General features: G+C 62.5%; 20 protein-coding genes. 9 read left to right on the forward strand and 11 right to left on the reverse strand.

The window, feature by feature from the left end; all coding sequences use genetic code 11:
• Positions 1 to 3: 3 nt before the first annotated feature.
• The gene (locus HF682_RS17935; protein ID WP_277346153.1) at positions 4 to 135 is read right to left on the reverse strand and encodes a hypothetical protein; all 132 of its coding nucleotides are present in this window, start codon (positions 133 to 135) and stop codon (positions 4 to 6) included.
• A 21-nt stretch (positions 136 to 156) separates the two neighbouring features.
• The gene (locus HF682_RS03850; protein ID WP_168875908.1) at positions 157 to 1,161 is read right to left on the reverse strand and encodes an SMP-30/gluconolactonase/LRE family protein; all 1,005 of its coding nucleotides are present in this window, start codon (positions 1,159 to 1,161) and stop codon (positions 157 to 159) included.
• A gap of 287 nt (positions 1,162 to 1,448) precedes the next feature.
• Between HF682_RS03850 and mgrA the strand changes: the two genes are divergently transcribed.
• Together mgrA and HF682_RS03860 are read left to right on the forward strand one after the other, a co-directional pair.
• Complete coding sequence (gene mgrA, locus HF682_RS03855) at positions 1,449 to 2,456, forward strand: L-glyceraldehyde 3-phosphate reductase (RefSeq protein ID WP_168875909.1); 1,008 nt, start codon at positions 1,449 to 1,451, stop codon at positions 2,454 to 2,456.
• 1 nt (position 2,457) lies between these two features.
• Complete coding sequence (locus tag HF682_RS03860; protein WP_168875910.1) at positions 2,458 to 3,186, forward strand: hypothetical protein; 729 nt, start codon at positions 2,458 to 2,460, stop codon at positions 3,184 to 3,186.
• A gap of 55 nt (positions 3,187 to 3,241) precedes the next feature.
• Here HF682_RS03860 and HF682_RS03865 read toward each other — a convergent pair whose 3' ends face one another.
• Positions 3,242 to 3,760, reverse strand: a complete 519-nt coding sequence (locus tag HF682_RS03865; RefSeq protein ID WP_168875911.1) for a hypothetical protein — start codon at positions 3,758 to 3,760, stop codon at positions 3,242 to 3,244.
• Positions 3,761 to 3,847: 87 nt separating this feature from the next.
• Between HF682_RS03865 and HF682_RS03870 the strand changes: the two genes are divergently transcribed.
• Positions 3,848 to 4,636 carry a hypothetical protein gene (locus tag HF682_RS03870; protein ID WP_168875912.1) on the forward strand — a complete coding sequence of 263 codons (789 nt, stop codon included), beginning with the start codon at positions 3,848 to 3,850 and terminating at the stop codon, positions 4,634 to 4,636.
• Positions 4,637 to 4,683: 47 nt separating this feature from the next.
• Positions 4,684 to 5,265, forward strand: a complete 582-nt coding sequence (locus HF682_RS03875) for a hypothetical protein (protein WP_168875913.1) — start codon at positions 4,684 to 4,686, stop codon at positions 5,263 to 5,265.
• Between the two features lie 54 nt (positions 5,266 to 5,319).
• Here the strand turns inward: HF682_RS03875 and HF682_RS03880 are convergent, their stop codons facing one another.
• Together HF682_RS03880 and HF682_RS03885 are read right to left on the reverse strand one after the other, a co-directional pair.
• Complete coding sequence (locus tag HF682_RS03880) at positions 5,320 to 5,601, reverse strand: hypothetical protein (protein ID WP_168875914.1); 282 nt, start codon at positions 5,599 to 5,601, stop codon at positions 5,320 to 5,322.
• Between the two features lie 21 nt (positions 5,602 to 5,622).
• Positions 5,623 to 6,396, reverse strand: a complete 774-nt coding sequence (locus HF682_RS03885; protein WP_168875915.1) for an SDR family NAD(P)-dependent oxidoreductase — start codon at positions 6,394 to 6,396, stop codon at positions 5,623 to 5,625.
• 173 nt (positions 6,397 to 6,569) lie between these two features.
• On the opposite strand from HF682_RS03885, the gene HF682_RS03890 reads away from it, so the two are divergent.
• The 4 genes from HF682_RS03890 (at position 6,570) to HF682_RS03905 (ending at position 9,161) form a co-directional block, all read left to right on the forward strand.
• Positions 6,570 to 7,472 carry a LysR substrate-binding domain-containing protein gene (locus HF682_RS03890; RefSeq protein WP_168875916.1) on the forward strand — a complete coding sequence of 301 codons (903 nt, stop codon included), beginning with the start codon at positions 6,570 to 6,572 and terminating at the stop codon, positions 7,470 to 7,472.
• Positions 7,473 to 7,503: 31 nt separating this feature from the next.
• On the forward strand, positions 7,504 to 7,932 hold the full coding sequence (locus HF682_RS03895; protein ID WP_168875917.1) for a hypothetical protein: 429 nt from the start codon (positions 7,504 to 7,506) through the stop codon (positions 7,930 to 7,932).
• A gap of 10 nt (positions 7,933 to 7,942) precedes the next feature.
• Positions 7,943 to 8,350 carry a hypothetical protein gene (locus tag HF682_RS03900; protein WP_168875918.1) on the forward strand — a complete coding sequence of 136 codons (408 nt, stop codon included), beginning with the start codon at positions 7,943 to 7,945 and terminating at the stop codon, positions 8,348 to 8,350.
• Between the two features lie 109 nt (positions 8,351 to 8,459).
• Complete coding sequence (locus HF682_RS03905; protein WP_240947139.1) at positions 8,460 to 9,161, forward strand: aspartate/glutamate racemase family protein; 702 nt, start codon at positions 8,460 to 8,462, stop codon at positions 9,159 to 9,161.
• 6 nt (positions 9,162 to 9,167) lie between these two features.
• On the opposite strand, the gene HF682_RS03910 is transcribed toward HF682_RS03905, so the two are convergent.
• The 5 genes from HF682_RS03910 to HF682_RS03930 all read right to left on the reverse strand — a co-directional run bounded on the left by HF682_RS03910 (position 9,168) and on the right by HF682_RS03930 (position 12,184).
• A complete protein-coding gene (locus tag HF682_RS03910; RefSeq protein ID WP_168875920.1) occupies positions 9,168 to 9,608 on the reverse strand; it encodes an SRPBCC family protein in 441 nt (146 codons plus the stop codon).
• Between the two features lie 77 nt (positions 9,609 to 9,685).
• Positions 9,686 to 10,198: a GNAT family N-acetyltransferase gene (locus tag HF682_RS03915; protein WP_168876899.1), complete on the reverse strand. Its 513-nt coding sequence runs from the start codon at positions 10,196 to 10,198 to the stop codon at positions 9,686 to 9,688.
• Between the two features lie 36 nt (positions 10,199 to 10,234).
• Positions 10,235 to 10,681: a DUF4124 domain-containing protein gene (locus HF682_RS03920; protein ID WP_168875921.1), complete on the reverse strand. Its 447-nt coding sequence runs from the start codon at positions 10,679 to 10,681 to the stop codon at positions 10,235 to 10,237.
• A gap of 125 nt (positions 10,682 to 10,806) precedes the next feature.
• Positions 10,807 to 11,241, reverse strand: a complete 435-nt coding sequence (locus HF682_RS03925; RefSeq protein WP_168875922.1) for a hypothetical protein — start codon at positions 11,239 to 11,241, stop codon at positions 10,807 to 10,809.
• Between the two features lie 10 nt (positions 11,242 to 11,251).
• Positions 11,252 to 12,184, reverse strand: a complete 933-nt coding sequence (locus tag HF682_RS03930; RefSeq protein WP_168875923.1) for a hypothetical protein — start codon at positions 12,182 to 12,184, stop codon at positions 11,252 to 11,254.
• A gap of 261 nt (positions 12,185 to 12,445) precedes the next feature.
• On the opposite strand from HF682_RS03930, the gene HF682_RS03935 reads away from it, so the two are divergent.
• A complete protein-coding gene (locus HF682_RS03935) occupies positions 12,446 to 13,441 on the forward strand; it encodes a GIY-YIG nuclease family protein (protein WP_168875924.1) in 996 nt (331 codons plus the stop codon).
• Positions 13,442 to 13,485: 44 nt separating this feature from the next.
• On the opposite strand, the gene HF682_RS03940 is transcribed toward HF682_RS03935, so the two are convergent.
• The gene (locus HF682_RS03940; RefSeq protein WP_168875925.1) at positions 13,486 to 13,863 is read right to left on the reverse strand and encodes a DUF779 domain-containing protein; all 378 of its coding nucleotides are present in this window, start codon (positions 13,861 to 13,863) and stop codon (positions 13,486 to 13,488) included.
• Between the last annotated feature and the right edge of the window lie 70 nt (positions 13,864 to 13,933).

Below are 13,933 nucleotides of genomic sequence, written 5' to 3' on the forward strand. Positions count from 1 at the left end.
CGGTCAGGTAGAGGGCAATATGCACAACATCCCCAGATCGCTCCAGTACACCGCCTCCATCAGCAAGACCTGCACGTCAATCAGGATGAAGTACACGCCAAGCCGTAGCCAGCCAAAACAGCGGCGCTCAGCCACCGCAGGCCTACGCACTCCCCCTTACGGCAAGTCCAAGACTTGTATGGAAAAGGGGACGCCCACTGGCAGCTGGTGCAGTTGCTGGGGGGGATAGGCCAGTAGCTGGCTGAATTTTGAGTTCAGGTAGTACACGCGCTTGCCGACTATCGTGCCGGACGAGGGGGTGGGTGCGGTGCGGGCATCGGCCAGGGTCTGTACGGTGGCGGTCTCACCGGTGATACGGGCGAGGCTGATGGCGGATTGTGGCCCGCCCACGTCATTTTCAAAGAACACCAGTTGCCCGTGGGTCAGCCGTCGCAGGCCGTCTACCCGCTGCAGGGTTCGCGGGAACTGCACCTGACTGGGTTGGCCCGCCGTGCCGTCGGCGTTGACCGGGATTTGCACCAGGTAGTTTTCGGCATCCACCTTGGAGAGGTAGAGCGTGTCATCGCCGTCCAGTGCGATGCCGTTGAGGGTGAGCCCGCTGCGGCCGGCGGCCAGTACGCCCCCTTGCGCCCAGACTTCCAGCCCGGCGCTGTGGCTGCGCCAGCGCAGGATGCGCGGCTGGATGGAGTCGGTAATGTAGAGCGTGCCTTTGCTGTCCAGCGCCATGTCGTTGCAGTAGCCGCCACCCGGCAGCGGGTAGCTGGCCATGGGCGCGCCCGTCTGCAGGTCAAAGCGCTTCAGGGCCGAGGCGGCGGGTGCGGCCGTGCTGTAGCCAAAGTCACCCGAGCAGACCCAGAGGGTGTTGCGGGCTTCATCGACCACCAGCCCTTGTGCGCTGACCAGCCCATTGCTGCCGCTGGGGATGAACACCTGCGCTTGCTGCTGGCCGGGCAACAGGCGCGCTACCGCGCCCTGGCGGAAACTGCTGACATAGACGTTCCCCCGGCTGTCTGCGGTGATGCTCTCCGGATAAAAGTCATCCGGCAGGCCCCACTGCCGGGCGAGGTCGGTCTGTGGTGGCGGGGTGACGGCGGGTGCTGCGCTGACGGTGGCGGCGGTCAAGACGGCAGCCAGCAACAGGGATAAGCGCGAGGATGTCATGTGGGGAAACCGGTTCTTTTGTTAAGGAACCAGCATCATAGGGAGCGCATGATGATGAAATAATCCACTCAAATTTCGATTAAGAAGTGAAATATTTTAATCAATATTACCCTTGACCATCGCCCCTCCTTGCTTCCTTGTCGGCCACAGTTGTTTGACCACCCTACGATGGCGTCTTTCGCAAAATAGGGGGCATGCGCAGGCTTAGCCAGTCTCCACACATTCGCCCCTGTTCAGGCCGCGCGGGTCTCTGCTATCGTACCGGCAACTTCATGAGGGAATTTCACATGTACCAAGCCCATGCCGACCGTTACGAGCGCATTCCTTACCGACGCTGTGGCCGCAGTGGGCTGAAATTGCCCGCGCTGTCGCTGGGTACCTGGCACAATTTTGGCGGCCATGTGGCAATGGAGCAGCAACGCGAGATGCTGCGCACGGCGTTTGATCTGGGCATCACCCATTTTGATCTCGCCAACAACTACGGCCCGCCGCCGGGCAGCGCTGAGGAATGCATGGGGCAGCACCTGCGGCAGGATTTTCGCCCCTACCGCGACGAGCTGATCATCTCCACCAAGGCAGGCTGGAGCATGTGGCCCGGCCCCTATGGCACCAGCAACAGCTCGCGCAAATACCTGCTGGCGAGCCTGGACCAGAGCCTGCAGCGGCTGGGGCTGGACTATGTGGACATTTTCTACTCGCACCGCTACGACCCGGATACCCCGCTGGAAGAGACCATGGGCGCGCTGGCCAGCAGTGTGCAGCAAGGCAAGGCGCTGTATGTGGGCATCTCCAGCTACCCGCCGGAGCAAACCCGGCAAGCGGCTGAGCTGCTACAGCAGATGGGCGTGCGCTGCCTGATCCACCAGCCCAACTACAGCATGCTCAACCGCTGGGTGGAGCATGGCCTGCTGGATGAGCTGGCGCGACAAGGCATGGGCTGCATCGCCTTCAGCCCGCTGGCGCAGGGTCTGCTGACCAACAAATACCTGAACGGCACGCCGCAGGACGCCCGGGTCAACCGCCCCGGCGGCAGCTCCATCGACGAAGTGCTGACCGAGGCCAACCTCAACCGCGTGCGTGCCCTTAACCGCATCGCCGAGCAGCGCGGGCAAAGCCTGGCGCAAATGGCCGTGGCCTGGCTACTGCGCGACCCACGCATGACCTCGGTACTGATCGGCGCCAGCCGCCCGGCGCAAATCATCGAGCTGGTCGCCGCCCTGCAAAACGCCGACTTCAGCGCCGAAGAACTGGCCGCCATTGAGCCGCATACGGTGGCCGGGGGCTTTGATCAGTAATATGGTGCTACCTGCACCTCCCTTCACCCGGCTGGACGGGACACTGCAGGCGATGCTGCGTGCGCCCTCCGCCGCCCTGCTGCTTGAAGGTCTGCATCAGGAACCGGCCTTTGCCGAGATGCCGATCGTCGGGCTGAAGCCCCTGCTGGAAGCGGCCTGGCAAGGCGGCGAGGATTATGAAGAGGAGCATGTGGCAATGCAGGTGGATGGACGCTGGGCGGTGGGGACGTTCGAGCACCTGCACGACCTGACCGTGGGTGACGCCCTGCAGCTGGTGGTGGCCCCGTCCACCCCGCTCAATCCGGCTGTCTCGCTGATCCGTGGCATACACCGCGTGCAAGATGGCCTGCTGTGGCTGCCCTTTGGCTGTGAAGAAACCCAACCGTGGCGCAGCCACCTGCCACTGTTTATGTTCAGCCTGGTGGTCGCCCTGTTTACCGGCCTGCTGTCGACGCTGATTGCTGAGGGTTTGACCTTCTGGGCCATCGGCAACGGCTTGATGCTCGCCATTCTCCTGCTCGGCATTTATCTACAGCCACGCAAGGTCAAACTGCAATGCGCCACCACGCTAGAGGTGCTGCACGGCTTAGGCATCCCGCAGCCCCACCGGCTACACCTGTCGCGCCATAAGCTGAAGGACCACCCTGCCGACGCCGCCAGCCACTACCTGCTGCGCAGCCAGCTGGGCCACGTTTTCAATCTGCGGCAAGCGCAGCAGCACCGGGATTGAGAGGCAGACTGCGGCCCTGGGCCTGCGCCATCCCCCTAAAAGCCACTCCCCCCGCCTATTCCGGACAAGCTTTGTCAACCAGACGTACCCAGTCAGGCAAAATGGGTGGGGTATGGCGGCTGGTCGCCTCACGGCAGTCAAACTCCGCCAGCAGCTTGCCATCAACGACTCGTCGTAAGTAATAGTGGGCCGCAGTGGGGCCGTGCGGCAGGTCGGTGACATAAACCACCGTCCCCGGCTGGCGCCCAAAACTCCAGCGCCAGATGGCCTGCCCTTCACGCATCACCCGGTGCTGATGGCCCCATTGCACCACCAGCGCGGTGGGCAAGGGGTAGCTGGTGCAGCAGTTTGGCGTGAGCACCAGCCAGCCGATCATCCGGCCCTCTCGGGACACTCGCGCTTGCGCAACACCCTGCTGCTCATTTACCCAGCGGGGCGCCGCTATCCGGTGGCCATCCTGCACGTAACTCAGTTGCGCCTGATCCGCAGTCCCGTGCAAGCGCGGCGCGGCGTACTGTGTGGCCTCTGCCAGCAGCGGCCAGATGCAGAGCAAAACAGACAGCCTTACTCGCATTTGTGTCTCCATGCAGCAGAAGGGGGCGCGTTCTTGATACTATGATGCGCATACGGCGGCAACGTTTCCGCCTTAACAAGGTTTGGCATGAACCCAAGCAACCTGACGTCACACCAAGGGCGCATTACTCAGCTACAGCGGTTCCCCTTTGTGGTCCACGAGGGCAAGGTCACCCCGGCGCTGAGCGCACTCGTCACCCTCATCCGCCAACAGCGCCCGTGGCAGCATCTGTCGGACGAAGCGGTGTTACGTGCTTTGCGCGCCCGGCTGGTGCGGCATGGGCCGCGTCGTACCCATCAGCGCACAGCGCCCGCCCATTATGACTGGGTGATGCTGCAGCTGGAGCAGCGCATGTATCTGGCGCAGTTGCAGGATACGCAATCCCTGCAGGAGGGCGATGAGGTGCAGCTGGTGCAGGCAAACGATGATCCCCTGCAGCCGGTACTGGCCATCCAGCGCCCGCGGGATGGCTGGCTGTGGCTGCGGGATGACCTCGGCTATAACGCGCAGCAAGTGCGACGCAGCATGTGGCTGCTCTGGCTGGTGGTACCGGTATCCCTGCTGCTGGCCCTGCTGTTCTTCCGCGATACCATCTGGTCAGCCGATATTTTTGCGCTGGCCTTCATGGCCATTTTCCTGCTGGGGCTCGTCGGCATGGTCCGCAACCTGCAGCGCCTCCAGCAAGGCAGCCATGACCGCAGCACACTCACCGCGGAGATCATGGCCGCGCTGCAGGTACCGCAGCCCGAGCGTTTCATGCTTACCCGCTACCGCATCCGCCCGCCGCAACCCGATCAGCCGACCCGGCAGGTCAGCTTCGTGTACGACTTCGGCCAGGCCCTGCGGCAGCACCGGGAGCGCCTGCTGCAGGAATGATTCTTCACAAGGCGTTCGGCAGGGTATTGCGGTGATATGATGCAGGCATGTCGCGCCGGGCAGGCCTGCAGGCAGCCCGGCTTACCTTCACCGCCAAGGATGCCGCCATGCCCCGCTATACCCGCCCTGCTCTGCTGCTTGCCCTGCTCACCTGCGGCCTCGCTGCAGCTGCCGCCGCACCCCGCGCCCAGAGCTGGACCACGGTGGGTGTGGAAGGCGGGGTGCAGATCACCCTGCCGATGTTTGACCAGCGCGAACAGCTCATCATCCGCAAGCAGCCCGCCAAGCGTAGCATCTACACCTACCGCATCCAGAATTACCAGACCAGCTCGGCCGAGTTCAGCCTGAAGCCCGGTGAATTCTTCCTGGAAATCTGGCGCAACGACAGCGTGTACGACCCCGCCGCCTTCCAGAACCGCTGCGCCGACAAAGCCCGCCCACTGCCCAACGCCAAGGCTGGGCTCTACTGCAAGGCCCGCCCGGATGAAAACGGCGAATCCAGCATCACCCACCTCGCCATCGTCCGCAGCGGCCCGCTGGCCGTCAACCTGCAATGGGACGCCAGCGGCCTGAACCCGGCAGACGTCGAAAAAATGGCGCAGTCGATCACCGACAAAGGCGCGCAGTAAGCCTCACACCCGAGCCGCAGCATGGCACCTGCCACCACGCTGCGGCCCGCAGGCTTACGCCTCCTGATAGAGCCGAACCTCCGGCGCGGCGTCCAGCAGCGGCTGCAGGGCCACCACCACATCGGTGTTGAAGAGGGCGCTCTTCAGGTAGGCCTGGGCTTGGTCCTGAGTATCAAAACCGTGCAGGACCTGCACGTCTTCGTCCCGCACCAGCAGTTGCTTGGAGCGTGCGCCGGCAATGCCTTGCAGAAAGGCCGCCTTGTACTGTGCGTACACAGCCGCCGCAGCGGCACGGTTGGCCTGGGCAATGCTCAGGGTGATTTGCAGATAAACCATGTTATTGCTCCTCGTTGAAAATCAGTTGCGTCCGGCCATCACGCCGCCATCGACATCCCAGTTGGCACCGGTCACCCAGCTCGCCTTGTCGGACAGCAGGAAGGCCACCACTTCGGCCACATCCAGCGGCGTGCCGATCCGGCCAATCGGGTGAAAACCGTTAAAGCCCTGCAGGGCCTCGCGCACTTCCGCCTTGGGGATGAAACCCTCGTAAATCGGTGTGGCCACCACCGCAGGGGAAACCGCGTTGACCCGGATCTGCCTGGGGGCCAGCTCCATGGCCAGATGCTGGGTCAAGGCATGCAGCCCGGCCTTGGCCATGGAGTAGGCCGAAGAGGGAGTGGCCGCAATCGCCTGCTTGGCCCACATGGAGCCGATGTTCACGATGGCCCCCGGGCGCTCCTGCGCCACCAGATTGGCCGCCACCTTCTGGCTGATAAAGAAGAAGGCCTTGTTCAGCCGCATGTACTGCTCATAGTCCTCCGGCTCATGTGCCAGAAAGGCCTTGGGGAAGAACACCCCCGCCGCATTCACCAGCAGGCTGATGTCGCGGTGCTGGGTATCCAGCGCCTGCAGCAGCCCGGCCAGACCCGCCTCGCTGCCCAGATCCGCCGTCAGCGCCCACACCTGCCCCAGCGGGGCCAGCTTCTGCCGGGCGGCCTCCACCTTGTCGGCCTGGCTACCGACGATCACCGCCGAGCCGCCCTGTTGCATCACCAGACGGGCCGTCTCCAGCCCCATGCCGCTGCTGCCCCCCACCACCAATAATTTCTTGCCTTCAAATTGCGCTTGCATATGAACACCCTCTCATTAGAAAAACTTTCCGCAATCAGCCATGCCTGTGCTGGATGTCGCTTTACTCTGCTACATCAACCCGCACCAGATGGATCGTGCTGCCATTTTTCACCGCTTCTCAGCGGCCGACAAACGAGATAAAGTGTCTATCAAGCAAAGAAAATCTTTATCATATGAAGCTACCGGTACACCTGAATGCCCTGCGCGCCTTCGAGGCCAGCGCCCGCCACCAAAGCTTTGCGGGCGCGGCGGCCGAGCTCAATGTCACCCCCGCCGCAGTGGGGCAACTGGTCCGCACGCTGGAAGCCTGGCTGGGGACGCCGCTGTTTCACCGCAGCAGCAGTGGCCGCCAGCGCCTCATCGTCAGCGACAGCGCACAGCGAGCCCTGCCGGACATCCGCGCCGGGTTTGACCGCCTCAGTCTGGGGCTGGACTTGCTCAAGGCGCAGACGGCCAGCGGCGTGCTCACGGTGACCGTCAGCCCCGCTTTTGCCAGCAAATGGCTGCTGCCGCGGATCGACCGCTTTCAGGCGCAGTACCCGGATACAGATGTCCGCCTCGACACCAGCCTCAAGCCGATCGACTTCATCACCCACGGCATCGACATCGGGGTGCGCTATGGCACCGGCCACTGGCCCGGTCTGACGGCGGAAAAGCTGCTGGATGAAGACCTGTTCCCGGTCGCCTCCCCGCGCCTGCTGGAACGGCACGGCAGCATCGCCACCCTGCTGGCGAACGAGAGCCTGCTGCACGACCTCTCGATGGATGGCCACGCCGACTTCCCCGGCTGGGAAGGCTGGCTGCAGCACGCTGGCTGGAGCGGGCTGCTGGTGCGGCGCGGCCTGCAAATCAACAACTCCGCCGCCGTACTGCAAGCCGCCATGGACGGCCACGGCATCGCCCTCGCCCGCAGCGTGATGGTGAAAGACGACCTCGCCACCGGCGCGCTGGTGCGGCTCAGCCCCGACCTCACCCTGCCCTCCCCGCTGGCTTACTACGTGGTCTACCGCCCGGACTGCGCCACCCAGCCCAAACTCACCCGCTTCCGCGACTGGCTGCTGCAGGAGGCCGCATGAGTGCCATGTCGACACCCACCCGGAGGGCAGCATGAAACAGACTCAAAAATGGATCGCGCTGGTCCTGCTGGTCAGCAGTGTCGGATGGATGATTCCCATCCTGAGTGCCCTGCTGCATGGTTATGTGCACGCTCGCTCTGCCACCCTGCTATCCGTTTTCAACGGCCCCTTGCTGTGTGGCCTGCTGTGGATGCTCACCGCACTGCTGCTCCTGCTGCAGCGGTGGCGGCTAGCCTGGGCTACACTATTGCTGCTGAGCATCGCCCTGCTGCTGCGCTGGTGGCATTATCGGGAGCAGCTGCCACCCTTTGGCCGTAGCCGGTTTCACCCTGAAGGCACAGGAAGCCTGGTCATGGACATCTGGCAGCAACAGCACTTCGCCCTGCTGATGGTGAATGTATCCGTGCTGGTGCTGCTCGGGTGTGCCAGACGCCTGTCCGTCGAACCACAACAACCCTGATGGATGCCCCATGCCCACACGCCCCAACCTTCCATCACGACTCAAACCCATACTGCTGGGGCTACTCGCCGGTGCACTGGCCTTTGTCGCCCTGCAGATGATTGCAGCCCAGTATGCCGACTACCGCGCGCTGAGCAATAGCGAGGACCTGCTCGTCGCCTTGCGCCCGGTGCAGCAAGTACTGGATGCCGCCCCCGGTGGTGCGCAGGCCGGTGCCGAGCAAGCGGAGCAGACATTGCGCTCGCCTTCTGGGCGTACGATCGGGCGCTATCGTGTGATACACCATGGCATGATTGTGGCCTATGGTGATTTTGGCCAACTGTTGCTGCTGATGCGGTCAGGCAAGGGCTGGACGTGTACCGGAGGCAGCCCGGATGCCGTGCCGCGCGCATGCCGGTCGTCTCCTCCCAATCCTTAACCTGGTCTTAAGCCTGCACCCTGTATGCTGCTGATGACGCACGGTCGCGGGTCAGCCGGAGGCGTGCAGGATCACAATTACAGAACAAGATGAGGGCAAGCACGTGAGCATGAAGATTGGCATTGTGGGGGGGCTGAGCCCGGAATCGACGGTGACCTACTACCTGCACCTGACCCGGCGCTATGCGCAGTTGTTTGGCGGCTCAACCGCACCGGAGATCGTGATTTACAGCGTGAATCTGGAGGCTTACCACCAGTATCGCAATCAGGGCCGCTGGGATCTGGTGACCGATGATCTGGTGAAGGCCATTCACCATCTGGAGGGCTGCGGCGTGGACGTGGCGCTGATCTCCACCAACACCATGCACAAGGTGTTTGCCGAGGTGCAGGCGCGCTGCACGGTGAAGCTGCTGAGCATTATTGACGCCACCATTGCCGCCATTCAGGCGCAGGGCTTGCGCAAGGTGGGCTTGCTGGGCACCCGCTTTACCATGGTGGACGATTTCTTCACCAAGGCGCTGACCCGGCATGGGCTGGACCCTGTGACGCCGAATGCAGAAGAAGTGGCGATGATTCACCGCATCATCGAGGATGAACTGGTGAAAGGGATATTTACCGAGGCCTCCCGCGCGCAGTACCTGGCAGTGATCCAGCGCCTGATCGGCGAAGGCGCGGAGGGCATCATTCTGGGTTGCACCGAGATTCCACTGCTGATCCAGCAGCAGCATGTGCCGGTGCCGGTGTTTGACACCGCCACCCTGCACGCCGAGGCGGTGCTGCAGTATGTGCTGCCGCACCATACGCCGGTTTGACGCCGCTCAGGGGATATTCGGCTCCACCAGCCGTGCCAGATGCTGCAGCGATTCTTGCCAGCCGAGGTAGCAGGCTTCCGGCGGGATCAGATCGGGGATGCCTTCTTGCACAATGTGGATTTCCGTCCCCACGCTGACCGGCCGCAGGGTCACAGTCACCTGCATCTCGCCGGGCAGGGCCGGGTCGTCAAAGCGGTCGCTGTAGCGCAGCCGCTCGTTCGGTACCAGCTCCAGATACTCGCCGCCAAAGTGGTGAGTCTGCCCGGTACCGAAGTTGGTGAACGAAGCACGATGCACGCCGCCCACCCTGGGCTCCAGCGCTTCCACGCGGCAGGTAAAGCCATTGGGCGGCAGCCAGCGCGCCAGCGCATCGGCCTCCAGAAAAGCACGGTAGACCTTGTCCGGCGTGGTGGTCAGCACACGGTGCAGGCGGATGGTGTTCGGCATGGCGTCACTCCCGGAGGGTGGTGTGAGCAGGCAGCATAGTCGCTGGTGCGGGGTGGGGGCAAGGGTCGTCTGGCTGATCAGCCTGCCACACCGGGACTGACAAAGCGCTGGGCCGGGTCGCCGTCAATGATGAGGGTGTCAAACTGACCGCCAGTGTAGTCAGTGAGTACCCGTTTCCAGAAAGCGGTGGCCGCGGTGTTGGCAGGCAGTTGCAACATCTCCCAGCGGCCCGGCAGCCGGTCGAACAGCGCACAGGCCGCCCGCCGCCCCACCCCGCAGCGCCGGTAGTGGCGCAGGATGAAGAATTCGCTCAGCCGGTAGTCCACGTCCTGACGCATATGCGGGAAAGGCCGCGCGCCCACCAGCGCCAGCCCCACCGGCTGCGCATCCAGCCAGAACAGGAACGGGTTCACCTGCGGATCATCCTCCGCCAGCCAGGTGGGCAGATAATCCGGCGACCACGCCCCATCCGCGCCCAGCTGGTAGAAATCGGTAAACTCGGAGAGGTCGTGCAGATACAGACCATACAGCGCCCGGAACAGGCCATGCTGCGCTGGAGTGACGGCTTGCAGGGTGATGGCAGGGGTCATCAAGTGTTCGCAGCTCCAGACGCGGACGATCAGGCCTTACTTGCGCGGCAACACAGGTAGCAGGGGGACACAGTAGGCATTGCCGGTGATCGCCAGCTCATCTTCCGTGAGGTTAGGGTTATTGCCACTCACCCATTTCATGTACTCAGCCGTTTTCTTGATCGCCGTGTGGATGGGGCCTGGCTTTTGAGCTTCCATCAGCACCAGCTTAAAGAGCGTGGAATCATCACTCCCAAAGCGATTCCGTAGTGCTCTGGCTTTCCGTGTGGAAAAATCAGCACACATTGATCTTAATGCTTCTACATCCTTCCTCGTCAAAGGCTTCACCGGCTCCGCATCTGCATCGGGCTGGCTTGGCGCCTCCATCACCTGCTGCTGCCCTCCATCGCAAGGCGTACTGCTGTAGGTGGTCTTGCCGTTGATCGCACATTTGTACATGGCCGCGTGGGCAGCAGGGGTCAGCAAGCACAGCAGCAACCCCAAGGTACTTATCCGCATGAATCCCTCCAAAGTCAGAGCCGGAATGATACGGCACCGGGAGCGCACCTGCTGCCCCCAGTTCCGGCATATCTGACCTTTTGTCCAGTTATGTAGCGAGGCAGCAACACTCAAGGCACCCGCCGCGTCACGCGCAGCCTGACGGTATAAGCACTGAGCGGCAGCGGGTCCGTGCTCGGACGTTTGGGCAGTAATTCCTGCAGCTCGATCTGCCAGGCCGGATGCTGGTAGCGCTGCCCCCATGCCGCCAGCCCTTGTATGATCGGGCCATCCTGCGTGGGCCAGCTGAGCCCGATCAGGGTAGGTGGTGCGCTGGTCTGCTCGCGCAGGCCCAGCACCAGCAGCGCGTGCCCGGCGTGGTAGCACTCGCGGTCCTGCGGGCAGCGGTGCTCGTCCACCGACAGCAGCTCCAGCCACGGTCCGCCGTTTTGCAGGGCAACGGCCTTGCCGCCGCTGAGGGTGAGATGCATGGTGGGCTCCGCCTGTATGTGCAAGGCCAGCAGCAACAGGCTGCTGCAGGCCAGATGTCGTAATAGCCGCTTCAAGTGCGCTCCTTCAATGAAAGGTCACCAGAAACTGCGGCATCGTCCGCTGCCCGGGCTGGTAGAGCGCGTAGCCGTAGCGGTTATAGCTCTCCCGCATCATCAGGAAACCCGGCTGGTCTTTGCCGTCCAGGTCAACCATGCTCAGCACCGTCAGGCTCGGCCCGCCAAAGCCGTCACCCTCCAGCTGGTCTGGCAGCAATTGCACCTTGCCGTGACGCGGGCGGTAGAACCAGAGTTGCTCCGGGTAGGTCAGATCGCCATCGCAATGGCTGCGGCGTGAGCGTTTGAACTGGAGCTGTGCCAGCTGGTTTCCCCGCTGGTCCTGCCACTGGCTGATGACCTGCAGGTCATCCTGCCGCACAGGCCGAACTGGCAAGACACGCCCCATGCGCGTACACGCCTTCACGCGCGGAATGTGCTGGCGAAAGTAAGGGAACCATGCCGCCTTGGCGTGTTGGTCCGGCGGCTGTGCCTGCCAGCCCTGCGGTGACGACGCGGACTGCACGCCCCCCACCGTTGCCAGCAATGGCCGACGCAGCATGCCCGTGTCTGGCAGTGGCTGGTCTTGCTTGGCTCGAGGCGGCCAAGGTGCAGGCCCGGTCAGCTGCTGCTGTCCCAAACGATGGTAATAGCCATAATCGTCCGGCGTGACGCCTTCTACGGTGCCCACTGCCCGACCTTGCTGCCAGACCGTCCAGTTCAGACGCGCCGGGAAATCCAGTGGCGCCGTGTGCAGGCACGTCTGCGTCCGACAATCCGACGGCAGCGCCTGCCAGCCTGCCTCAGTGCGCTGAAACAACACCCGCACCACCGACTGCGCCGGCTCACCGTCGTACGTACCTTCCTGCTCCTCCAGCACCCCCAGCCACGTCGGCCCGGTGGCCATCGCCCACAGTGGCAAGGCCAGCAGCCCGGCCAGTGCTCTCCTCACATATCGCCCCATACCCACCCTCCGCCATCATGCGTAGAGCATACTGCTTGCCGCAGTCTGGCGGTGTGAGGAAATGCTCACTGCCCTCTCAACGACCACTTCCTGAACCCAGTATTATCAGTGTGATATACACATACAGAATCATTGCCAACGACATTACTGCGTACCAAGTTTGTATACAATACTACCGATCGGTATGGTCGCGATTACCTAACCAGACAGGAATATCGCGACATCGACTTATGTCTTGGTGCAAACCCAGTGGCCCACACGATGAAATCCCACGTCTATCTACTCCGCCATCGAAACGGACTGCGTTTCAAGATCGGCAAGGCCAACAACATCATCAGACGTGCGCGCAACTTTGGCCTTCAAGACATCGACTGGGATAGTTCGATTGGACTTGAGGTATCAGACGAACGTGAAGCGTTCCGCCTGGAGAGGATTCTGCTACGTGCATTCGAGAAATGTCGGCTGACTGCACAAGAGGTTGTCGACGACGACGGAGTGCTCGATGGCGCGACGGAATGGATGGATGCTGGCAGCTTCGCTCGCGTTGATTTGTTTCTGCAGCAAGGCACTGACCTTTTCCCGCATGCACGCATCACTGGGGCGCGCCTGCGTGAGGAGGTGATAGCACTGACAGCTTCTGCAATCGAGAAGATCGCAAAGCGAGCGCATCGCAAGGCCGAAAAGCTGGCTCGCTCCGAAGCTCTCGCCGCTCGAAAAAGAGCTGACGATGCTGCGGCAGATGCTGCACTGACAACCGCCTTACGCAGTGCGAAAGACGTTCTTTGGCAAGAGCTGCTACGTCACCTCGACGCCGGAACGATCATAGGAATGGCTACGGAAAGTAACAATTGGTATCTCGTCCTCATGGGACAAGACCTAGGCCAAGATGAGAGAATCTGGCGCCCGTCCCTAAGGGGGACGGAGTTCAACTGGCCACGGGGAGCTGGCAACTTGGTGAACTCATTTTCGGAATATCGATCAGCTGATGTACGAGTTTGCTTCGTATGCTTGAGCGATTCTTTTTATAGCGGCCGGCCAAGTAGGGAGGTTGTGCTTCCCGCCCTCGCGGAACCTAGCGGACTCTTGCAATCTCTACCTCTCGTGGACCTTGGGGGGCTCAGCCCGACGTCTGATATGCGTCAGTGTGGTGAGCCTTGGTTCGTAGATACCCGCACAGGCCTGCACGAATTTTTTGACACGCATTTACCCATTTTGCAGTCACGACAAGCGGCTCGCTTGTCGATGCCTCTCTTTTAACAAGACCGCTTTGTGGGCAAATGCTGTAACAACCTGCTGACTTATCAACTGCCATTTACCCCCCTTGCCACCACCTCCGCCCATTCCGCATCCGTGAAGACGCGGGAGCGGGTGTGGAAGGCTTTGCCTTCCGGGCCTTCGAGGGAGAAGGTGCCACCCGTGCCGTCGATCACGTCGATGATGAGCTGGGTATGCTTCCAGTATTCGTATTGGGAGCTGCTGATGTAGAAGGGGCAGCCGCCGATGTCGCCCAGGTGGGTGTCGCTGGGGCCGATGGTGAGTTCGCCGGGCAGGTAGCAGTTGGCGGCGCTGTTGTCGCAACAGCCGCCGGACTGGTGGAAGATCAGATCCGGGCCGTGTTTGTGCTGCAGGTGGGCGATCAGCGCCAGCGCGGCGGGGGTGGCGATCACTTTGTCGACCATGGTTGGCTCCTGGGTGAAAGGCAATGGCGCAATGCCCTGCGGTGATTGCGCTCTGTTGGGCTGGGCTGTC

This window comes from Leeia aquatica (genome assembly GCF_012641365.1).
GTDB lineage: Bacteria > Pseudomonadota > Gammaproteobacteria > Burkholderiales > Leeiaceae > Leeia > Leeia aquatica.